The 21438-nt window shown below is 50.6% G+C and carries 22 protein-coding genes; 15 read left to right on the top strand and 7 right to left on the bottom strand.

The window, feature by feature from the left end:
* Window positions 1–43: 43 nt before the first annotated feature.
* From ACX1C1_RS01770 to ACX1C1_RS01740, 7 genes are all read left to right on the top strand, one after another.
* Window positions 44–628, top strand: a complete 585-nt coding sequence (locus ACX1C1_RS01770) for a TetR/AcrR family transcriptional regulator (protein WP_458955483.1) — start codon at window positions 44–46, stop codon at window positions 626–628.
* A 7-nt stretch (window positions 629–635) separates the two neighbouring features.
* Window positions 636–1382, top strand: coding sequence for a type I methionyl aminopeptidase (map, locus tag ACX1C1_RS01765; protein ID WP_458955482.1), 747 nt, complete (start codon window positions 636–638; stop codon window positions 1380–1382).
* A gap of 327 nt (window positions 1383–1709) precedes the next feature.
* Window positions 1710–1922 (top strand): hypothetical protein, encoded by a 213-nt coding sequence (locus ACX1C1_RS01760; RefSeq protein WP_458955481.1) that lies wholly within the window; start codon window positions 1710–1712, stop codon window positions 1920–1922.
* A gap of 34 nt (window positions 1923–1956) precedes the next feature.
* Window positions 1957–2676: a hypothetical protein gene (locus ACX1C1_RS01755; RefSeq protein ID WP_458955480.1), complete on the top strand. Its 720-nt coding sequence runs from the start codon at window positions 1957–1959 to the stop codon at window positions 2674–2676.
* Window positions 2673–3869, top strand: coding sequence for a glutathionylspermidine synthase family protein (locus tag ACX1C1_RS01750; RefSeq protein ID WP_458955479.1), 1197 nt, complete (start codon window positions 2673–2675; stop codon window positions 3867–3869). The genes ACX1C1_RS01755 and ACX1C1_RS01750 overlap by 4 nt, the downstream gene beginning before the upstream one ends.
* A 36-nt stretch (window positions 3870–3905) precedes the next feature.
* Window positions 3906–4529: a signal peptide protein gene (locus tag ACX1C1_RS01745; protein WP_458957569.1), complete on the top strand. Its 624-nt coding sequence runs from the start codon at window positions 3906–3908 to the stop codon at window positions 4527–4529.
* The gene (locus tag ACX1C1_RS01740; protein WP_458955478.1) at window positions 4526–4918 is read left to right on the top strand and encodes a DUF350 domain-containing protein; all 393 of its coding nucleotides are present in this window, start codon (window positions 4526–4528) and stop codon (window positions 4916–4918) included. The genes ACX1C1_RS01745 and ACX1C1_RS01740 overlap by 4 nt, the downstream gene beginning before the upstream one ends.
* A gap of 76 nt (window positions 4919–4994) precedes the next feature.
* On the opposite strand, the gene ACX1C1_RS01735 is transcribed toward ACX1C1_RS01740, so the two are convergent.
* The 3 genes from ACX1C1_RS01735 to ACX1C1_RS01725 all read right to left on the bottom strand — a co-directional run bounded on the left by ACX1C1_RS01735 (window position 4995) and on the right by ACX1C1_RS01725 (window position 7903).
* The gene (locus ACX1C1_RS01735) at window positions 4995–6122 is read right to left on the bottom strand and encodes an NAD(P)/FAD-dependent oxidoreductase (protein ID WP_458955477.1); all 1128 of its coding nucleotides are present in this window, start codon (window positions 6120–6122) and stop codon (window positions 4995–4997) included.
* Between the two features lie 578 nt (window positions 6123–6700).
* A complete protein-coding gene (locus tag ACX1C1_RS01730) occupies window positions 6701–7216 on the bottom strand; it encodes a DUF4178 domain-containing protein (protein WP_458955476.1) in 516 nt (171 codons plus the stop codon).
* Between the two features lie 15 nt (window positions 7217–7231).
* Window positions 7232–7903 (bottom strand): PspA/IM30 family protein, encoded by a 672-nt coding sequence (locus ACX1C1_RS01725; RefSeq protein WP_458955475.1) that lies wholly within the window; start codon window positions 7901–7903, stop codon window positions 7232–7234.
* Between the two features lie 97 nt (window positions 7904–8000).
* On the opposite strand from ACX1C1_RS01725, the gene ACX1C1_RS01720 reads away from it, so the two are divergent.
* The 3 genes from ACX1C1_RS01720 (at window position 8001) to ACX1C1_RS01710 (ending at window position 10861) form a co-directional block, all read left to right on the top strand.
* Window positions 8001–9029, top strand: coding sequence for a potassium channel family protein (locus ACX1C1_RS01720; protein ID WP_458955474.1), 1029 nt, complete (start codon window positions 8001–8003; stop codon window positions 9027–9029).
* 145 nt (window positions 9030–9174) lie between these two features.
* On the top strand, window positions 9175–9978 hold the full coding sequence (gene speD / locus ACX1C1_RS01715) for an adenosylmethionine decarboxylase (RefSeq protein ID WP_458955473.1): 804 nt from the start codon (window positions 9175–9177) through the stop codon (window positions 9976–9978).
* 13 nt (window positions 9979–9991) lie between these two features.
* On the top strand, window positions 9992–10861 hold the full coding sequence (locus ACX1C1_RS01710; protein ID WP_458955472.1) for an SDR family oxidoreductase: 870 nt from the start codon (window positions 9992–9994) through the stop codon (window positions 10859–10861).
* Window positions 10862–10920: 59 nt separating this feature from the next.
* Here the strand turns inward: ACX1C1_RS01710 and ACX1C1_RS01705 are convergent, their stop codons facing one another.
* Window positions 10921–11814, bottom strand: coding sequence for an SDR family oxidoreductase (locus tag ACX1C1_RS01705; protein ID WP_458955471.1), 894 nt, complete (start codon window positions 11812–11814; stop codon window positions 10921–10923).
* Between the two features lie 145 nt (window positions 11815–11959).
* Between ACX1C1_RS01705 and ACX1C1_RS01700 the strand changes: the two genes are divergently transcribed.
* Both ACX1C1_RS01700 and ACX1C1_RS01695 read left to right on the top strand, forming a co-directional pair.
* Window positions 11960–12946, top strand: a complete 987-nt coding sequence (locus ACX1C1_RS01700) for a helix-turn-helix transcriptional regulator (protein ID WP_458955470.1) — start codon at window positions 11960–11962, stop codon at window positions 12944–12946.
* Between the two features lie 65 nt (window positions 12947–13011).
* Window positions 13012–14250 carry an aminopeptidase gene (locus ACX1C1_RS01695; protein WP_458955469.1) on the top strand — a complete coding sequence of 413 codons (1239 nt, stop codon included), beginning with the start codon at window positions 13012–13014 and terminating at the stop codon, window positions 14248–14250.
* Between the two features lie 89 nt (window positions 14251–14339).
* On the opposite strand, the gene ACX1C1_RS01690 is transcribed toward ACX1C1_RS01695, so the two are convergent.
* The 3 genes from ACX1C1_RS01690 to ACX1C1_RS01680 are packed head-to-tail and all read right to left on the bottom strand — an operon-like array spanning window position 14340 to window position 18011.
* Complete coding sequence (locus ACX1C1_RS01690) at window positions 14340–15449, bottom strand: Ger(x)C family spore germination protein (RefSeq protein WP_458955468.1); 1110 nt, start codon at window positions 15447–15449, stop codon at window positions 14340–14342.
* Window positions 15446–16567 carry a GerAB/ArcD/ProY family transporter gene (locus tag ACX1C1_RS01685; protein WP_458955467.1) on the bottom strand — a complete coding sequence of 374 codons (1122 nt, stop codon included), beginning with the start codon at window positions 16565–16567 and terminating at the stop codon, window positions 15446–15448. The genes ACX1C1_RS01690 and ACX1C1_RS01685 overlap by 4 nt, the downstream gene beginning before the upstream one ends.
* Before the next feature lie 4 nt (window positions 16568–16571).
* Window positions 16572–18011: a spore germination protein gene (locus ACX1C1_RS01680; protein WP_458955466.1), complete on the bottom strand. Its 1440-nt coding sequence runs from the start codon at window positions 18009–18011 to the stop codon at window positions 16572–16574.
* A gap of 231 nt (window positions 18012–18242) precedes the next feature.
* On the opposite strand from ACX1C1_RS01680, the gene desA reads away from it, so the two are divergent.
* From desA to ACX1C1_RS01665, 3 genes are read left to right on the top strand one after another with little or no spacing between them, the layout of a single operon-like run.
* On the top strand, window positions 18243–19289 hold the full coding sequence (desA, locus tag ACX1C1_RS01675) for a Delta(5) desaturase DesA (RefSeq protein ID WP_458955465.1): 1047 nt from the start codon (window positions 18243–18245) through the stop codon (window positions 19287–19289).
* A 53-nt stretch (window positions 19290–19342) separates the two neighbouring features.
* Window positions 19343–20479, top strand: coding sequence for a histidine kinase (locus ACX1C1_RS01670; protein ID WP_458955464.1), 1137 nt, complete (start codon window positions 19343–19345; stop codon window positions 20477–20479).
* Complete coding sequence (locus ACX1C1_RS01665; protein WP_458955463.1) at window positions 20476–21078, top strand: response regulator; 603 nt, start codon at window positions 20476–20478, stop codon at window positions 21076–21078. The genes ACX1C1_RS01670 and ACX1C1_RS01665 overlap by 4 nt, the downstream gene beginning before the upstream one ends.
* The last annotated feature ends 360 nt before the right edge of the window (window positions 21079–21438 follow it).

The following is a 21438-nucleotide window of genomic DNA, read 5'->3' as shown; positions in this document are numbered from 1 at the left end:
ATATCGACAAATTTGCAGGTCTATACAAGGAGGTTTACATATTATGTGCCCCCGCACTAAAGAACAAAATGAGCTCATTCGCTTACAGCGCATAGAGCAGATTCTGGACGTCGCCGCACGCTCCTACTTCCGGACGGGAGGGAGCTTTGATATTCGTGACGTTGCTCGCGAGGCAGGACTTGGTTATGGCACGGTATACCATTATTATCCTAACCGGCATTTGTTAATAGATGAAGTGTTAAGAAGCGGCTTCGAGCGATGCGAGCAAGTCATTGCAGACTGGGCAAGCAACAGCGGCAGTCTCTCAGGCGACTCGAAAGTGTTGACATACTGCAAGGTGCTCCTCGAGCTATGGCAGTCGGACGCCCGTGCATATCTCGTCTACAAAATGGCGTCGGAGCATTATGCAGGCTTACCTGAAAGGGAGCGCCACCATGCCAAAATCAATTTTATGGAGCGGCTGTATGACCCACTCCAATCGATCGCAGAGTGCGACGACGACGGCGTCGACCATATGCTTGCCGTGTTGGTCGGCTGCTGTGGGCTGTACTACTATGCGGACAATTCCGATCTGAACGTCGATCGAATCGCTAGACTTGCTGTGCAAGCAATGAAGAAGGAGAGCTGATACGAATATGATTATTCTCAAAAGCAAACAAGAAATAGAGGCGATCCGCAAGGCATGCCAAGTGGTAGCTGAGTGCCATCGTACAATCGCCCCGCTAATCCAGCCGGGTATTACGACCAACGAGATTGATCGTATATTCGAGGACATCATGTTGAAGCATGGTGCAAAGCCATATCAGAAAGGATATAAGGGCTATCGATATGCGACGTGTGCCTCCGCCAATGATGTGATCGCACATGGCTTCCCTAGCAATAAGCGACTTGAGGAAGGTGATATTGTGACGATCGACACGGTTGCTGAGGTTGATGGATGGCTGGGCGATTCGGCCTGGAGTTATGCGGTCGGGCAAATCTCCCCGACGGCCGAGACGCTGATGCGCGTCACGAAGGAATGTCTTGATCTCGGTATCGAGCAGGCACAGCTTGGCAATCGACTCGGCGATGTTACGAGCGCGATTCAGCGGCATGCGGAATCGCATGGTTTCGGCGTTGTGCGGGATCTTCTCGCCCATGGCATCGGCCGCAACCTGCATGAGGAGCCCTCTTATATGCATGTCGGCAAGCCAGGAAAAGGCCTCCGTTTCAAGGAGGGGATGGTGTTCACGATTGAGCCCATGATCACCGAAGGATCGTACGCCATGACAATCGATCCGGACGGCTGGACCGCACGGACGAAGGACAATAAGCTCGCCGCCCAATACGAGCACACGATTGCCATCACGTCCGAAGGTCCACAAATTCTAACCGAACAATAACGAAATAGAGGTCGACCAACGAGCGTATTGGTCAATCTCTATTTTTATAGTCAATACCGTTCTTGTATGTTTGTAGAGGCGTCAGCCGTTGCTCCCAGCAATCTTCGCGTTTGGAGTCAGTTATGTCGGTGAGAACGACATACTGCCGGGAGTGACCCATTTTCAGGCCTATTATAGGCCCAATTATAGGCAAAGGTAGATGAATTCTTTTATCATAAGCAAGCTGCTTCCACTAATTTCTTCCTGTCGCACGAAACATCTGCAAGTTCAACTCGTAATAAGGTATAATCATAATCGCATGAGTGAAATGCGGAGGAGGCAATTAAAGTGGAACAAGGCATTAATGTAGTGCTAATGGAGAAGACCGCAACAGGCGAGCTTCGCAAGATTGAAGAGAGAGTTTGGTCGATGAATATGGTCGCAGCTCTGGAGCATGTCAATTACATTGTGGTAGGGGATCGCGAATACGAGACGGTCGAAGGCAGGCTGAATGTAGATCTTGGCAGCCTGGAGTTACTGCTTGTTCCCATGCAGTCCTAATCCGCTCATTATATAGTTGATCGCATGAAGGAGGATGGTCATCTTGACCCACGAACACGAAGAGAAGCAACGGCCACAAGGAAAACAATTACCGGGCACCCCGCGGTTGTTCACATCCGAAGGCAAGCCGGTTAAAGTATTGTCTACATCACTTGGTATCGCGCTGCTGGCGAGCTCCGTGCTCGGCACAGGCATAGCATCCGCTTCGAGTACAACGACAACAGGGGAGCAGCCCAAGCTGGTGTCGTGGTCCTCGGAGGAAGTCAAAGCGTACTTTGATGCTACGGTAGACTGGAGTCTGCCAATGCCTCCGCTTGCTGATGAGGAAACGGAAGAAGATGAACCCGTAGCTTCGAGCAGCGGAGGCAGTTCTCCAACAGTTATTCATCATTACGGCTCCGGCTTCGGCTGGGACGACATGCTCTTATACCATTTGCTGTTCAATAATGGCGGCAGCTATTCGTCATCCGGTTATTACAAGAACAGACCGGCTTATTATTCGACTAATAAGAGCAAGTATACACCTAAGACTTACACAAGTGACTCGTTCCAAAATAAACAAGTCGCCGGCACGTCGGTTAAACCGAAGACGTCCAGCACGTCAGGCACGATTACCCGGAGATCGACTTCGTCATCGCCAGGCGGCATCGGTGGAACATCAAGCAGCTTGAGCTCCTCGGGTTCCAAGAGCAGCAGCAGCTCCAAGAGCAGCGTGTCCTCTTCCAGCGGCAAGAGCAGTGGGTTCGGCGGATGACCAAGCAGGCGTTCGAGATCGTTACGCAGCCGCATCCGGATCGAACCAGCCGCATTGAAGCGCTCAAAGAATTAGGCTTCGGCTGGGCTGATCTCGAAGATGAGCAGTATTGGATCGATCAGGTAGCGGCGTTAGATCGTGATGTATACAACGAACTGCATCGTGCGTCCGTCATTTTATGGCGCGTGTTTGACAAGTCTGTCCGACATATTCACGGCAATCACGGCGTTTACGAATTGATCGGCATCCCGCCGATTTTGTGGGAAATGGTCGATGGAACACCATTGCCAGAAGCAGGTCTTATCAGCAGGTATGCAAGATTCGACTTCGCCATCGATCAAGACGGCACAATCAAGCTGTTAGAGCTCAACGCTGACACGCCTACCGGATATGTAGAGGCTTCTATCGCTACCCCTTGGTTGTGTGAGGATGCGGGGATTGTTTCTCCCAATAGCGGGATGCGCGATCGCGTGGCAGCAGCTTGGGGAGTGGAGCGTCCAGATACGGCGGCTTGCGTGGCCTATGGCGAACATCTGGAGGATTCCGGCACAATCGAAGCATTGGTGTCGCACAGCGGACTCGACATTGCGTGCAGAGATTGTCTGGAGCTGTATGTTGACGAAGGTGAACTTAAGGACGGAGAAGGCCGTGTTATCCAGCGGATGTTCGCCCTATATCCTAAGGAGTGGATGGCAGTTGACGAAGGCGGAGACGCCTTGGCGTACGCAATTGAGACAGGTAAGCTAACCTTGTTCAATCTGCCGCCTGCCATTCTGCTTCAGACCAAAGGTCTGATGGCCGTTGTCTGGGGGCTCTACGAGTTAGGGCAATTGTTCGACGAAGAAGAACGTACGGCGATTGGTCAATATCTCTTGCCAACGTATAACAAGCCTGTTTTTGACGGCAGCTATGTCTCCAAGTCGATGTTCGGCAGGGAGGGTGGTTCCGTGCGTTTATTCGACGACGCCGGCGGGCTTGAGATTGAAGATCAGGACGGTTACGATACGAGTGTGTTATTCCCGACGGTGTATCAGAAACGGGCGAATCTTGCTCGCGTGGAGACATCGCGCGGAGAGCTTCATCTGTTAACAGGCATGTTTGTTATTAATGGCGAGCCTTGCGGAATGCTCGGACGGGGAGGCGGGCCGATTACGGGCAACGCCAGCCATTTTATCCCGATAGGAGTGAAATAAATGACAGAGCAGAATAAAGAGAAGAAGCAGCGCGGCATGACCATAAGCAAATGGATGATTGTGCCTGCTCTTGCACTGGCGCTTACCTTGACAGGATGTTCGTCGAATACTCAATCCGTATTCAGTTCAGATACATCTTCTTCTGTGGTCAGCGATGTGTCACAAGTGCCTTGGGATTACAAAATTGTTGAAGGGACGGTTGGCGATTTGATCGGCAGCGATATGACGATTCTGCCAGACAATACGCTTATGCCGAATGATAACAACTACGCTACTGGCGATAAAGTGTGGAGCCTTCAGTTCATGGATGCCGAGCTCAGCACCGATGCGCAGAAGCGCAACGAAATTCGTTTGTCCGCTTGGCGGGTGATCAAGACGTTCAAGGATGAGAAATCCGCGATGACCGACATGGACAATTTGAAGCTTCTGCTAACGACCGAGGTCGATCTTGTTGGCGTCTACAAGACGGAGTTCAAAGGTGAAATGCGCAACTTTGCCGTCGTCGAGCTGCCAACGGGCAATCGGATGAAGCAGCCGATCGACGATAAACGTTATGAAGATTTTTCGAAGAAAAAGACAGTAAATGTTTATTTGGAAGAAGTACATGATTTCGCGGATTATGATCTTGCGTATGCCAAATTTCGGGGGTGGGCGAATTGACGATTTTTTTGAACATTGTAGTTAGCGTTGCAGTCATTATCATTCTTCAATTACTTGGTATGATCGTATTCAATTGGATTACGCCGTTCAAGGATATGGAAGAGCTTAAGAAGGGGAATGTAGCCGTAGGTCTCGCACTCGGCGGCAAGTTCATCTCGACGGCGATTATTCTCGGGGTAGCCGCATATACGAACTCGAATATTTGGTTTATGGTGCTGTGGTTTGCAATCGGTTATGTTTGTCTATTAGCGGCCTATCTGATCTTCGATTTGTTGACGCCTGGATTCAAGGTGTCTGAACAACTGGTCAAAGGCAATGTTGCGGTTGGCATTATGTTGTTCTCGGTATACCTTGGCTTTGCATTTGCGATTAGCAGTCTTATTATTTAGTTGTATCAATTTCTATTTCGCAAGAAAAAGACCTCAATTTCCACCATGCGTGGCAGTTGAGGTCTTTTTTGCTCGGTTATTGCATAGCCTGTCGGGGATCGTAATCCTGCGGATCGATATCCGTTGACAGTCCGCAAGCAAGCAGAGCCAGCTGCTTGCCTAGATACGGCCCGGCAGTTAAGCCCGAAGCGCCTAGTCCGTTGACGGTATATAACCCTTCCCACTCCGGGATGGCTCCGAAAACAGGGAGGAATCCCGGTGTAAACGGGCGGAAGCCCACCCGCACCTGTAGAAGCTCCGCACTCGCAAGGCCAGGGGCTGCGAGCAATGCCTTGTTCATAAGCTCTTGTAGTCCACCTGCTGTCACTCTCGTATCGTCATCATCTTCTGTTACATCTTCGTGTGTTGCGCCTACTACTATGCGACCCTCATCGAAGGCTAACAGGTATTGGTCGGATGGAGGCATCACGACAGGCCAATGCCCCGTAGACGAAGGAGAGCTTACGCGGAGATGCGCAATTTGTGCTTTTTGGCGTCTAATTGGCATGTGGATGCCCAGCGGCTGCAGCAGCTTGCCAGCCCAGGCACCTGCACAGACAATGATCTTGTCGGCAGATAACGACTTGCCGTCTACGATAACGCCCTTGACCCTGTTTTCTTCGGTGCAATAATTCAGTGTGGCATCACCTTCGATATAAGAAGCACCCAACTTAATTGCTGAACGAATCAGCGCATCACGCAATGCTCTACCGTCAACTCTAGCGGCACCACTCACGTGAAGGGCGTGGTATCCGTGCGCGAGCGGCGGGAACAGATCTCGTGTTTCCTTCTCGTCGCATATCCGAGTTGCTCCGATCTCGGGAGCATCTTCCTTGCGTACATGCGCCCGTTCGGAGAGCTCGGCTAGTTTATCCGGATTCTCGCGCAGCAGAAGTGCGCCCACCTGTGAGTAACCTGTTTCGGTCTCCCCCAATTGCTGCAGCTCATCGATGAGGGCGGGGTAATAACGCGCGCCTTCCTTCACTAACCTGTACCAAGTAGCATTACGTCGTTGAGATAACCACGGGCAAATAATGCCAGCCGCCGCGCCTGTAGCTTGACCGACATCCTTGCGGTCGACAATGATGGTCTCGGCGCCGAGCTTGGCCAGATGATAAGCGGTCGAAGCTCCCGCGATTCCTGCTCCGATCACGATGTATTTCATATGGAGGTCCGTTCCTTTCATTAATCTGCATGTGAGAAGCATACCAAGGATGATGTGGCATTGACAACTGTGTGATGGGCAACGCGTTATGTAACATTGAATGTAAAAAGTTACATCTAGCAGAGGGCGGAAGGTGAGCGCGATGCGATTGTATGTAAAAAGTTACATCCAGCAGAGGGGGAAGGGCAGTATGGTGCGATTGTATGTAAAAAGTTACATCCAGCAGAGGGCGGAAGGTGAGCGCGATGTGATTGTATGTAAAAAGTTACATCCAGCAGAGGGCGGAAGGTGAGCGCGATGCGATTGTATGTGAAAAGTTACATCCAGCAGAGGGCGGAAGGCGATCGCGATGCGATTGTATGTAAAAAGTTACATCCAGCAGAGAGCGGAAGGCGATCGTTAAGCGTTGGTGCGTCTTGGACTTAGGAAAAAGACCGTCTCACAGGTCGCTTGCGACCTTATGAAACGGCCTTTCTGATGTTACTCCATTAATTCGCTATTCGACTAGCGAATCATCAATCTTGTTATCAACCACGTTTCCGATCCGTCTAATGTGGAGCAACTGTTAAAGTTGCCGGCTAGTGAATCGATTTTCCTTCGAGCACCTCGACGTCGGCAGGGAGAACGTCTTCGCCTTCGTAGATCATAAAGCGCCCCTCCAGCCACTCGATCCGCAGCAGCTTCCGGTCATCCGACTGGTAGCGCCAGACGGACTGCTCGCCTCCTTGCATGAAGGGAGACTTGCCCATCGTCGTCACATATTCGGCATAGTGCTCTTCCATGTGATAGGTGCGTCCGTCGAGATCAAGTGTCATCGGAACTTCCGTAATGCTATCGAGTCGTCCATCGATTGGCGTGAAGATAGAATAAGCATTTACTTCACGCTCCTCGACGAGCAGATAACTTAGATCCGCTCCGTCTTGCAGCGTCAGCATGGTCGTGCGGCGACGGCTGTTCAGCACACGCCCAATGACTTGATATGTCACGAGGGAAACCTCGCACACATCTCCCGGCCCGGTCGCCAGAATGCTGCGCTGCGCGACTGGCGGCTCGGGACGTTTCATGATGCCTTTAATCCGTTGGAATATGCTCATATCGGATTCCGCTGCCTAGTTCTTCTCGTATTGCTTGAGAAGCGCTGCCAGCTCGTCGTCAACGGCTTTGTTCTTGCCGAGATTTGCGAATTCGTCATCGATCGATTTGCCTTTGGAAGCGGCCAGATCGTTGCTTGCTTCCGCCATGGCTTCGGCTTGCAGCATCTTCTCTTCCATCCGCTTCATGCCTGCAGCGCCAGTGCCAGTGCCGAATCCGGACATCACTTTGTTGATTTGCGTTTGTGTCTTGGCAGCTTGGTAGCGTGCTACGAGCGTCTCGCGTTTGTTCTTCATGTCTTCCAGCTGCTTGCGCATTTCGTCTAGCTTAGCGCGCAAGTTGTTGGCGAGCAGTTGGTTCTCGGCGAACGCTTCTTTGTATTCGACAACCTTTTTCTCAACGGCTTGTTTGTCCTCAAGGACGCGACGGGCAAGATCTACATTGCCTTCTTGCACGGCTACATGAGCTTGCTCCGAACGTTTCTGGAACAATGCTTCTTGCTCTTCATAGAGCTTTTTGAACTTTTTCTCAAGAGCGATCTGAGAAGCTACGGCTTTCTCAGCGTCTTGAAGATCTTCGGTCATATCCCGGATATATTGGTCGGTCAGTTTAATCGGATCTTCGGCCTTTTCAATCAAGGAATATACATTGGAGAGGGTCAGGTCACGCAATCTTTTGAACAAGGACATGTGCAAACCTCCGTAAATTTTTTTTATTGTTACTTGATGACTCTTATACGCAATTCCATTATAATACGTTTCAACTGATTAACGGGAGGAGCCTGTTATGATTTTTTTGAGAATTTTGGGAACGCGTCTGCTTCGGCTTAATCCGATGACGATTGCAGTCATCGTTATTTTGTTCACGGGGCTTGGAGCAACCTTCGCTTATACCATCGAGCCTGACACGTTCGGCACTTGGTTCAACGCCCTTTATTGGGTACTGACGACGATGGCGACGGTGGGATACGGAGATTATTTCGCGGTTACGGTGCTAGGCAAAACGTTTACGATTTTCCTTTACATTTTCGGAATCGGCTTACTCAGTTTGGTCATCGGGAAAGTGATTGATTCATTCGCGATCTTTAAGCAGAAGAGGGGAGCTGGGGAGTTGTCCTATCAAGGTTCGAACCACATCGTCATTATCAATTGGGGCAAAAAAGCTCAAACGGCCGTAGAGGATTTGTTGTCGCACTCCTCGCATCTCGATATTGTCATCATCGACGACGGACTCGCCAAACATCCCTTGGAGGAGCTAGCACAGGTCCACTTTGTGAAGGGGGACCCGTCGGAAGACGGCGTTCTCGCCAAGGCATCGATTGGGACAGCGCGATCGGCGATTATTTTTGCAGATATGCGGATCGACGAAGGTTCGCTTGTTGACGGGAAGTCGCTGCTGATTACGTCTAGTATCGAGCGAATCGCTCCGCAGGTGCATACGACCGTAGAGATCGTGCACGAAAAACATATTCGCAACTTCAAGCATGCGCATGTCAATGAGTTCGTGCTGTCTCATGATGCGATATCGCGTCTGGCCGTACGTTCGGCGTTGCAGGAAGGGAACACCGAGCTGCTCAGGCAGCTCATAAGCAAGCAGGATGAAGAGGATATTTATGAGGTGAAGCGCGATCCCGCTTGGAAAACATATGGCGACGCGTTCAGGGCGCTGTTGGAACGGGGCGCGACATTGATCGCCGACCGTGGCGACATGAGCATCAACCGCAAGCTGACAACTGGTATCCCGGACGAAGCCAAATTGTTTATCATCTGCGATAAGTTAACTTACGAACGTTTGAGCAAAGGGTCGAAAGGGTAAGTATAGAGCGAACTTGCATCTGCCATGAGGAGATGCGGGCTCGCTCTTTTTAATTCCTAAGGCGATGATCGTGTACGGATAGGCTGGTTAGAGCGCATGTCAGCCGCACGTTCAGGAGATAGTAGGTATGAATAGGAGGGACACGATGACGTTAACACCGGAGCAGCGCATCCAGCTGCATGGATTCAATAATTTGACCAAATCGCTGAGCTTCAACATGTACGATATTTGTTATACGAAAACACGCGAGGAACGCGAGGCATACATTGCCTACATTGATGAGCAATACAGCTCGGATCGATTGACTGCGATTTTGCGGAATGTAGCAGACTTGATTGGCGCGCATGTCCTGAATGTGGCTAAACAGGATTACGTTCCTCAAGGGGCTAGTGTAACGATTCTCGTATCGGAAGGGCCGATCGTGGAGGTGCCGGAGGAATCCTATGAGGAGTCGCCGGGACCGCTGCCGTCGATCGTCGTGATGGCGCTGGACAAAAGCCATATCACGGTACATACCTATCCCGAATACCATCCCGACGAAGGGATCAGCACATTCAGAGCGGATATCGACGTATCGACCTGCGGCGAAATATCGCCGCTCAAAGCGCTGAACTATCTGATCCATTCGTTTGACACGGATATTATGATGATCGACTATAAGGTGCGCGGCTTCACCCGCGATATCTATGGCGACAAGTTGTTTATCGACCACGAGATCAACTCGATTCAGAATTACATTCCGGATGAGCAGAGCAAGTTATTCGATATGATCGACGTTAACATCTATCAGGAGAATTTGTTCCACACCAAGTGCAGGCTCAAGCAATTTGATCTCAATAACTATTTGTTCGGTTATACCAAGGATACGCTGTCCCAGGAAGAGCAGAAGGAAATCACGGATCGGTTGAAGTCGGAGATGGACGAAATCTTTTATCATATTACGAGATGAGGTGTCGCTGAAAATGACAAATTCGATGGAAAAGAGGCCGGTATTCCCGCCGCAAAACCAATCTCGGCAGCCCGGCATCGAATCCGTGATGAATCCGCTCCCTGTCTTTGATGATGGCAAGTATAAAGCGGCAGGCAAATTAGCGAACAAGGTTGCGATTATAACCGGCGGCGACAGCGGAATTGGACGAGCGGTCGCTGTTGCTTATGCAAAGGAGGGAGCATGGCTCTGCATAGTCTATAAGGACGAGCATGGCGATGCCAAGGTGACTGAGGAGCTGGTAACGGGGTTAGGCGCGAGATGTTTGCTGCTGTCGGGCGATATTGGTGACGAAACATTCGCGAAGAGCGTTGTGGAGCAAACGGTAAAGGCATTCGGCAAGCTGGACATTGTGGTCAATAATGCGGCGGAGCAGCATGTCCGCCAAAAGCTGGAGGATATAACGGCGGAGCAGCTGCATACGACGTTTCGGACGAACGTATTCGCGATGTTCTATTTGACAATTGCTGCGATGCCGCATCTGAAAGCATCGAGCTGCATCATTAACACAGCTTCCATCACAGCATACAAGGGCAACCCGACCCTGATCGACTATTCGTCGACCAAAGGAGCGATCGTGTCGTTCACCCGCGCGCTCGCCGCCAACCTGGCTGCGCAAGGCATCCGCGTGAACGGAGTCGCGCCGGGGCCGATCTGGACGCCGCTCATTCCGGCATCGTTCGATCCGCATCGCGTCTCCGAATTCGGCTCGGATACGCCAATGGGCCGCGCGGGACAGCCGCATGAGCTTGCTGCAGCATACGTCTATCTCGCTTGTGAGGACTCCAGCTATATGACGGGCCAGATGCTGCATATTAACGGCGGAGAAGCAGTCAACGGCTAGGTCAGAAATCATCAAGGGGCTGAGTTTTCTAATTGCGAAGGCAGTGGCAGGAGCATGGCTCACAAGAAGCCATGCTCCTTGGCGTAGTTGCCCCAGTGAGGTCGTGTGCCATCGGCGTCGATGATGCCGTACATATCCGAGAGCGACCAGCTGGACAGCACTTTGCCTGAGTAAGCGGCATAGTCTGGATCTGCGGCGAAGGCTGCAAGACCGCGTCCGATATAATGCGGGGTTTCCGATTGGGCGAAATGCTCGGCGTCCTTGATGCCGCCGGTAATGGCATCCCGCCAGTTGTCCTCGGTAACGCGGAAGTGCTCCAGCATCTCTTCGGAACGCAGGAAGCCCGGAGTCGCAGCAATGGCAGTTACGCCATAGGGCGCCAGGTCGGCTGCCATTGATTCGGCAAGGTGGATGGGCGATATTTTGGCCAGGCTGTAGAACAGGTTGCCCCGATAACGATAGTCGATTCCATCCGTGACTTCGATGATCAAACCTTTGCCTGCCGAGACCATGAGTGGAGCGCCGTAGTAACTCGTAATCATGTGGGCTTTGACGGCGCGCTCCTGCACGAGCAGGCCGGCAGGCAAGTCATGCTCCCAGAATGTCTTGCCCCATTCGACCAGCTTCTCGCCGCCCCAGATGTTGTTGACGAGCACATCGAGTCGACCGTCCTGCTCTTCGCTAATTTGAGCAAACAGCGCTTCGACCTCGGACGGAACGGTGTGGTCGGTGCGAACCGCTATCCCGATTCCTCCAGCTGCACTAACTAGTGCTGCGGTTTCTTGAATCGTCTCCGATCGGTTCAGATCCGACGGCTGCCCCGTAACGCTTCGCCCTGTACAATAAACCGTTGCGCCTGCGGCACCGAGGCCGATAGCAATGCCCCTTCCCGCGCCTCTTGTCGCACCTGCGACAACGGCAACTTTGCCTTGCAGAGATTTGTTGTCTATCATTTGTGATCATCCTTTCGATGGATCATGGAATGGTGGAACATGTGTGTTTTTAGTATAGTCGACGTAATATGACAACCTCTGTCATGATTGAACAGATATAATAAAATCAAAATAACGTTAGTGGAGCAGGGGAGAGGAAGAGGCTATGCGGGCGAGCCGCTTGGTATCGATTGTATTGGCGCTGCAGAATGCTGGCAAGCTGACGGCTCGCCAGCTGTCAGAGCAGCTAGAGGTGTCCGAGAGGACGATCCTCCGGGATATGGAGGAGTTAAGCGCAGCCGGCATACCGGTCTACGCCGAGCGAGGCAAGGAGGGAGGCTGGCTGCTGGCAGAAGGATATCGGACAACGCTGACCGGTATCCATGCTGATGAGCTCGCCGCGTTGCTCGTCGCCAGTCGGTCTGAGCTGCTAAGCGATCTGGGCCATGATCGGCAGCTTGAGGCCGCGCTGCAGAAGCTGCTGGCGGCGGCAACGGATGCAGCGCGGAGCGGCGCCGAAGCCGTCCGGCGTAAGCTGCATATCGACGGGGCTGGCTGGCAGCCGAACAGTCGGCGCAGCGAGCCTGTGTCTTGCCTCGCTGCCGTGCAGGAGGCGGTGTGGCAAGAACGGGTGCTGCGTATTGTTTATTTGCGCGATGGCTTAGAGAAGATCCGCTTAGTCTATCCACTTGGTCTAGTTGCGAAACGTGGTATCTGGTATCTCGTCGCCGATACGGAGGGAGATGGCCTCCGCACGTTCCGCATCTCCCGGTTGGTGCGAACAGAGTCTTTGCCAGAGGTGTTCGAGCCGCCGCAGGACTTTGATCTGGCATCCTATTGGGAGAACTCGCTTGAACAGTTCCGTGAGCGATTGCCTCGATATCCAGCCAAGCTGAAAGTGAGGGCCGATGCAATGCCTAAGCTAGATAGGGAGCGGTATGTGACGGTGCATAGCCGCAGCCACGACAGCGCTCAGCAGATTAACGACGAGCCAGTTAGTCAATGGCTGCTGGTGGAAGTCGAATTCGAGACGCCTGAATCGGCAGTCGAGATCGTGCTTGGATTCGGGGGGAGGATGGAAGTGTTGGAGACGCCGGAGCTCCGAAGGCTGGTGCGAGATGAAATCCGATCGGCATCAATGGTATACTTGTAGAGCCCGACCCGTTCGTGCGGGCGCGTACAACACACTAACTTACGACCGAGGAGATGCAAATACATATGACAACTCAATTGCACGCAAATTTCGAGAAATATGCCGAGCTTATCGTACGCACAGGCGTAAACGTTCAGCCTGGCCAAGAGGTATTCTTGTCCGGAGCATCCATTGAGATGGCGGACCTGGTTCGCCTGATTGCGGCCAAAGCTTATGAAGCGGGCGCTTCCAATGTACATGTAGATTGGGTAGACGATTCGCTCGCCCGACTCAAATACGAGAAGGCTGACGAATCTGTTTTCTCAAGCTTCCCTGCTTTCGAGACGATGAAACGGAATCACTTCGTGGAGCGTAATGCCGTCTTTATCTCCCTCGTAGCTTCCAGCCCGGATCTGCTTAAGGGCATTCCTTCTAGCCGCATCTCGGCATTCCAGAAGGCATCCGGCGAGGGGCTCAAAGAATTCCGCAAAGCGATCCAATCCGACAAGGTTAGCTGGACAGTCGTAGCCGGCGCAGGCAAGGATTGGGCGAAGAAGGTGTTCCCGGATACGACAGAGTCCGAGGCGGTTGATATGCTGTGGAACGCAATCTTCGACTCCGTGCGTCTGCATGAAGGGGATCCAATCTCTGCATGGGTGAAACACAACGAGACCTTGCATGTCAAAGCCGAAGTGCTTAATGACAACAGATTCCGCAAGCTGCATTACCGTGCGCCGGGTACGGATCTGACGATCGAGCTTCACGAGAAACATCTATGGGTAGCTGCAGGCAGCACGAACCAAAGCGGCTTCTCCTTTATGGCGAATATGCCTACGGAAGAAGTGTTCACGGTACCACTTAAGACGGGTACAAATGGTTATGTCTCCAGTACGAAGCCGCTTAGCTATGGCGGCAATATTATCGATAAGTTCAAGCTGACTTTCGAGAACGGACGTATTGTGAAAGCGGAGGCAGAGGAGGGCGAAGAGATACTGCAGAAGCTCGTCGAGATCGACGAGGGCAGTCATTACCTGGGCGAGGTTGCGCTGGTGCCGCATCATTCTCCGATTTCGGAGTCCGGCATTCTGTTCTACAACACATTGTTCGATGAGAATGCTTCTAACCACTTGGCGATTGGCAGCGGATATGCGTTCAATGTCGAAGGCGGCAAGACGATGTCCCCCGAAGAGCTGGAGGCGCATGGCGTCAATGCGAGTATTACGCACAACGACTTTATGATCGGGTCCGCCGAGATGGATATTGATGGTATCAAAGTGGATGGCACAGTCGTGCCGGTATTCCGGGCAGGCAACTGGGCGATCTAATCGTTCGCTCGTATCGAGAGGCCGTTTCACAAGGTTGTAATCCAACCTGCGAAACGGCCTCTTGTGCGTTGGTGCTCGAGTGATGCTTGTTACCGCAACAGCCCTGTACTTTCAAAGTTGACTTTGAATTGGGAGGAGATACGTACCTCCGGGTAAACAGAATCCCATTCCACGTTTTCCCACAGCTTCGGATGTGTGATCCTAAAGTGCCGACCGATACCTAAGGCGTCACAGTGTGCGGTCTGCAGCTTCTTCGTGATTCGTTGGACTTGCTTCTCTAATGCTTCCTCGACAGCAGCGCTAAGCATGCTTAAATGAGCATTAGCGTCTCCCATCATCGGATAACTCAGGATGTCCCCGTACAGCTTCACATGAATAACACAATCGATTCGCCCTGTCAGATCATCGACTGTAACCTCTATCTTGTTGGATGCTTTCGTTACTTCATAAGTTAATATAGTGGACAACTTCTCAAGCGGAATATTCAGCAAGGTCGTTCTGCTGAAATTGCCTGTCATCAGCATGAGCAGCTTGCTATCTTTCTGATCCATCGTCACACCGCTATACTTGTCGTCGTTCATCAGTGCGATGCTTTCGATGACAATATGGTCGCTCCGTTTGCTAATTAACGGAATGATGATGTCGGATTCGCTATCGAGAAGCTCCGTCCATATCGTATAGAGTGTCTGATTAGGGGCGATAGCGGCGAATTGCGCGCCTTTGATCATCTGCTCAATTTCGAAGGCGATGGGACTACCGGTTGGCGCATTGGCCACCTCCAGCATATCCGAAGCCCTTCCCTTAGCAATCAGGAAGCTGGAATTCAGATTCCCTTTGGAATTCCGATAGAAAGTCTCGATCGATGAGAGAACGCCTGCCTTGGCAAGCTTCTCTCCGACCATAATAATATGCGTTTTGGACGATTCGATTTTGCCGGGCATCATGTTATTGATCATGGATCCAATCTCTGTGACGGAAGCTCCTGTAGCCTGAACAACATCATCCTGTTCTTCGAATTGCCCACCTCCCTTATTAATGAGCTTGATCGTGCTTGCCGTCCCAAGGATCCGTCCATGATCCGCCACATCGAGAGCGATGCCATTAATGATTAATTTGTCTGCCAGCTTATCGGTATCCCAACATCCGGGAAGAGTAAGCAGAACAGTTGCTGTCAGCAACACGAACGTTAACCTTTTCATGGATGCCTCCGATCAACATTTGATTTGGGTTTAACTTTATAGGACATTGCTAACAGCAGTGCGGGCAAGATAGCAATAAGGAACAGATACACATAAAAAAAGTTGAGATTGAACGCATCCAAGTCGTCAATCTTGATAAGAACATAACCCAAGACATAAACGATAATACTGCTTACCCATATAATCTTGCGGTTAGATTGACTCTTGGGCGAGAGGACTCGGCTTGCCATGTAGATATATCCGACAAAGACCGTTGTCATAGCGAAGATCCAGATGGACAAAAAAATCTGATCAAGCCTGTCGGCCAACTGAAAGGAAAGTCCCTTGAAAAGAAAAAGCACGGGCTCCTTCAGAAGCTGCAAGGCATGAGGACTAAAGCTAAGTAGACAAAGTAATACGAAATACATGTAGAAAAACGTGACAAATACGTTCGCGATCGTCATGGTCGGCAGAAAACGAAGCGGTTTGCCATTGTCACGATGAACATGAGCCATCAAGAACAAAACCACTTCGAATCCGATCATTGAAAAAAACGTGTCCAGACTCCCGCTCCCTATGTTGGATATACCTGATTTGCCTATCGGCATAATATACGACAGATGCATATTGTGCGAATGCGCAGTCAGGCTGAACAGAAGGATGATGACGAACAATATGGAAGCAAACGTAAAAAATCGCTCAATAGCGCTTAAGCTTTGTAAAGTAAGATAAAGGAAAGAGCCGACAATCAAGGCTAATATAATCGGTTCCGGTGTCTTTGGCAGCAGCCAGGTATGGACAACATGATTAAAGAGCTTGAGCCCATACGCGGAAATATAGACGAAACATACAAAGTAGATGAAATTGATTGCCCGTCCGATGGGCTTGCCGAGGAGCTCGATGGTCATCTCGCTTAACATGCGCCCCGGCATCCTGGTATATAGCAATACATACACAATCAATAGCAACTGTATAACGACCCCGGCGACAAGAACGGATATCCAGGAATCCCCATCTGCGGAGTCATATATATCCGAAGGCAATGATAATAAGCCGATGCCAATCTGGCATTTGATCATCCAGATAAACAGCCCGAACCTCGTAATCTTATCCTTGGAGCGCACAATGGATGATTCCATGGCTTCACTTCCCTCCTTTCTTTGGCGTCATTTTACCGTTCTTCCATCGAAGTTTCAGAAACCCATATGTTGGATAACGAATGTACATATCTCGAAGCCCTTCCCTGCCGCGGAACGGGCCGAATGGAGAGAAGTAAGGAACGCCAAACAATTCGAGATTGCACAGATGAATGAAAATGAGCATGAGCATAATGGATATGCCAAAAAATCCGAATAATGTGGCTGCCAGAATCGTCGAGAATCCCAGCACTCGCAAGCTGGTTCCGAATTCGCTGATTGGCGTGACGAAGGAGGAGATCGCGGTCAAGCCAATTACGACGATCATCGTATGCGAAATCAGATGCGTCTCCACGATCGCCGTCCCAATGACGAGTCCCCCAACGACTCCAATCGTCTGAGCAATGGAGGAATGGAGCCGAATGGCAGCTTCCTTCAACAACTCCAGGATAATCTGCATGGTGATGGCTTCCATAATGGGCGGGAACGGGACATAGGTGATGGCCACCTTAACAGAATACAAAATACCGATCGGGAGAACCTCGGAATGAAAGGATACGATCGCAATATAGATCGCAGGCAAGCTAATTGCGAATACGAAACCGATCATTCTGACAAGTCTGTTGAAGGTGCCGATGATCCATCGGTTGTTATAATCATCCGGAGACTGGTAGAAAGCAAAGAAGGTGATTGGCAATATAAGCGCGACAGGGTTGCCATCCACGATAATTGCGATCTTGCCGTCCAAGATATAAGAAACAGAACGGTCAGGTCTCTCCGTCTGCAAGGTCTGTGGGAATGGAGATAAGGGATGCTCCTCCAGAAACTCGGCGATATTGCCCGTTGAGTACAGATGATCAGCAGAAAATTCGGAAAGCCGTCTTGTGCACTCGGTCACGATGCCCGGATCTGCGAGATTGTCCATATAAACCATGGCAACCTTGCTTTTCGTGATTTTGCCCATGTTCAAATAAACGATCTTGAGATTAGGATGGTGGATACGTTTGCGTATCAAATAGATATTCGTGTTCAATTGTTCAACGAAACCATCATGAGCGCCGATCGTTACTTGCTCACTGCGTGGCTCGGAGGGTGAACGTCCAAAGGATTCTGCCACATCGATGACGTAGGCGAAATCCTGACCCTCGGGCAACAAAGCAACCCGACCTTCCAATAAGACGTTGCTTAGCTCTACTAAGTCATTAACGAGAAGCTGCTGATGAGGAGACAAGAATTCTCCCTTTTCAATGGTTTCCGGCTCGCTTTTTTGCTGGAAAAGCCTGAATTGTATCGATTCGGCATGAATGAGTGACTCGAGATAGATAAACGCGGCAGTTGACCCTTGCCATTGAATGGGGCGGATCTTCAGATCTTCTGTATGGGCGAAATAGGCTTGTACTTTTGATAACTGCAGCTGCAGCCGTTCTGATAATTCGATCCCAGTCACCTCCTATCCTCCTCGTGTCATGTAGGTAGTATGAGCTAAGAAAGGATTTTGCATCCCATCTTTTAACATTAGAACCAGCAAGCCATATGACATTTGTCATACGACATGCTTGACGTTTATGACTGTCAGGTATGACACAGATTTGGCTACAATGAGGTTAAAGATGTTATTGACGCAGAATGCGGCCTTCTTGTGGGCGGCGGAACGGCGTTACTCAAGGAGGAAGCCGGCATGATGGAACCGAAGCAAGCCCAGTTAAAGAAAAGCGTAGCCCCTTTTGAACGAAACGATCTCAAAGTCAGCATAGGCCAATTGATCAATACTTTACTTCCTTTGGTTGTATTGTGGGCGGCTGCATATTACAGTTTGTCGATTTCGTATTGGCTTACGCTTGGTATAAGCGTGATCGCATCGGCGTTTGTCGTACGTACATTTATTATTTTCCATGATTGCTGTCATGGATCGTTTTTCTCGAGCAAACGTGCCAACGATATTCTTGGGATTATAACAGGTGTTATTACACTGGTACCTTATCAGCAATGGAAAAACTCGCATGCCATCCACCACGCTACGAGCAGTAATCTCGACAAACGCGGAGTAGGTGACCTATGGATTCTGACGGTCGAAGAATATGCGGCGTTAACACCGCTTCGTAAGCTGGTTTACCGTGGGTATCGTCATCCGCTCGTCATGTTCGGACTTGGTCCGATCTTTGTGTTCGTCCTTCAATATCGCTTTAACCGCAAAGGAGCACGCCGCAAGGAACGTCTCAACACATACTTGATGAACGTACTTATTGTCGGCGTATACGCGTTGATGGGCTGGGCGCTCGGCTGGCAATCATTCCTGCTCGTACAAGGGCCGATTTTCTATCTTTCAGGCGTACTTGGCATTTGGTTGTTCTATGTACAGCATCAATTCGAAGATTCCTACTTTGAGAAGGATGATGAGTGGAGCTATGTGAAAGCGGCGGTAGAAGGCAGCTCGTATTATAAGCTTCCTAAGCTGCTGCAATGGCTGACAGGCAATATCGGCTTCCATCATGTCCACCATTTGAGCCCTAAAGTGCCGAACTACTACCTTGAGGATGCCCATGAAGCGACGCCTCCGCTGCAGAATGCGACGACCATTACCATTCTTCAAAGCTTCGAATCGCTTCGATTCCGCTTATGGGATGAGCGGGATAAGAAGTTCGTGAGCTTCAGGGACGTGAAGGATCGGATTGGCAAACGCCGCACCAGATCTACAGAAGTTCGTCGTAACAAGCGAGCGGTGTAATCAATTCTGATATGCTAGAATAAAGAAAAGACAAAGTGAAGGAAGGACGACCCATGAACAAGTGGCATCAAATTTTCAGTCGCAGCACGGGGCTTAGCCCTTATGTATGGGTCGTCTTCTGTATCTTGCCGTTTTACTTCATATTCCGATCGTCATCAACGCCAGAGGTCGTGTCTGGCATTGTGATGATCCTTTTATTTTTTGTTTGTTATTGGCAGTCGTTTGTCTCGAAGGGATGGCTAGTATACTTCTGGACAAGTGTCCAGATTGTCATCTCGATTGCGATGACTGTATTGTTCAGCTACGTATACTTCTCGATTTTTCTTGCTTTCTTTATCGGTAATATTAAGAATAAAGCGGGATTCTACACGCTATACGCGATTCTTCTTATCAGTACGATCATCACGGTCAATTATGGTCTGGTAACGCAGAATAAACTGTTTTTCACACAATTCCCGTTTATCCTGATTTGTCTGATCGTTGTCATTTTGCTGCCCTTCAATACGTTTAGCCAGAAGAAGCAAGACCAGCTGGAAGGCCAACTGGAGGATGCCAACAAACGGATCGACGAGCTCGTAAAGCTCGAGGAGCGTCAGAGGATCTCGAGAGATCTGCACGATACGCTTGGTCAGAAGCTGTCGCTTATCGGACTTAAGAGCGACCTGGCTGGCAAGCTGGTTCATCAGGACCCGGAGCGCGCCCACGCAGAGATGCTGGACGTGCAGCAAACCGCTCGTCATGCGCTGAAGGAAGTGCGAGAGATGGTGACTCAGATGAGGGGTACAAGGCTTGACGAGGAGATGCACCGTGTTGGTCAGATCCTATCGGCGGCTGGCTTAGGGCTTACTGTGACAGGGGATCCGAAGCTAGCGAATACGACACTGCTTGCAGAGAACGTGCTTAGCATGTGCCTGAAGGAAGCGGTAACGAATATCGTGAAGCATAGTCGAGCTGCAAATTGTGATATAACGATTCATTCTACGGATACCGAGGTATCCGTAGCGGTCAAGGACGACGGAGTAGGTATGACTCTAAAGCCGGGTTATTACCGGGGAAATGGGCTTAGAGGGATGAAGGAGCGCCTGGAATTCGTCAACGGCAGTCTGGATATCGCATCGGATCGTGGTGTGATCGTGACGTTCCGCGTACCGCATGCCGTAAAGCAACCTATGAAGGAGCTGAAATCATGATCAAGATCGTCATTGCGGAGGATCAGAGGATGCTGCTGGGTGCGCTCGCATCTTTGCTTGATCTCGAAGGAGACATGACCGTCGTCGGACGTGCAGGCAATGGCGAGGAAGCGATTAAGCTCGTGGAGCTGCATGAGCCCGATATTTGTATCATGGATATCGAGATGCCTTCGAAGAGCGGCTTGGAAGCGGCGGAGGAGCTGAAAGGACGCTGCAAGGTCATTATCTTGACAACGTTCGCCAGAACGGGGTATTTCGAGAGGGCGCTTAAGGCCGGAGTAAGTGCTTATCTGCTCAAGGATAGTCCGAGCGAGGAGCTTGCGAGCTCGATCCGCAATGTGATGGCGGGACAACGAATCTACGCATCCGAGCTGATGGACGAAGCATACGGTGGTGGAATCGACAATCCTCTGACGGAGCGGGAGAAGGAAGTGCTCGGATTAGTCGCCGATGGCAAGAATACGAAGGAGATCGCAACGGAATTGTTCCTGACGACAGGCACGGTGCGCAACTACATCTCCGTCATTCTCGACAAGCTCGGCGTTAGCAACCGGATCGAGGCGATTACTAGATTTAAGGAGAAGGGCTGGTTTAAGTAGCCGGCTCTTTTTTGAATTCTAAGAATTTATAAGTTTCGCACCTTATCTGGACATAGAATTCTCGGAATGAAACGCGCCCCGCCGCCAAAGGACGGCGTAGCCGTTTCACCTTGCGTATTTCGTTTGGCTCGCGTTCCCGCCGACATACGCTCCAAACGTGGGCATACCGAATGTAATCAATCGTTCAACCGTTCCAACCGTGGAGCGGTTTTTCTTATTCACGAAAAACACCAACAAATGACGACATTACATTTATTGAAATGCAAATTAATCCATTTACTTGCAACTAAACGATCGAAGTAGACGTAATAGTTATGGTACATTTTGGCACATATGATAGACAATATGCAATGGAAAGGG

The organism is Paenibacillus sp. strain BS8-2 (genome assembly GCF_054483835.1).
Note: the sequence above shows the minus strand (reverse complement) of the source record. Positions and strands in the feature narration are given on the sequence as shown.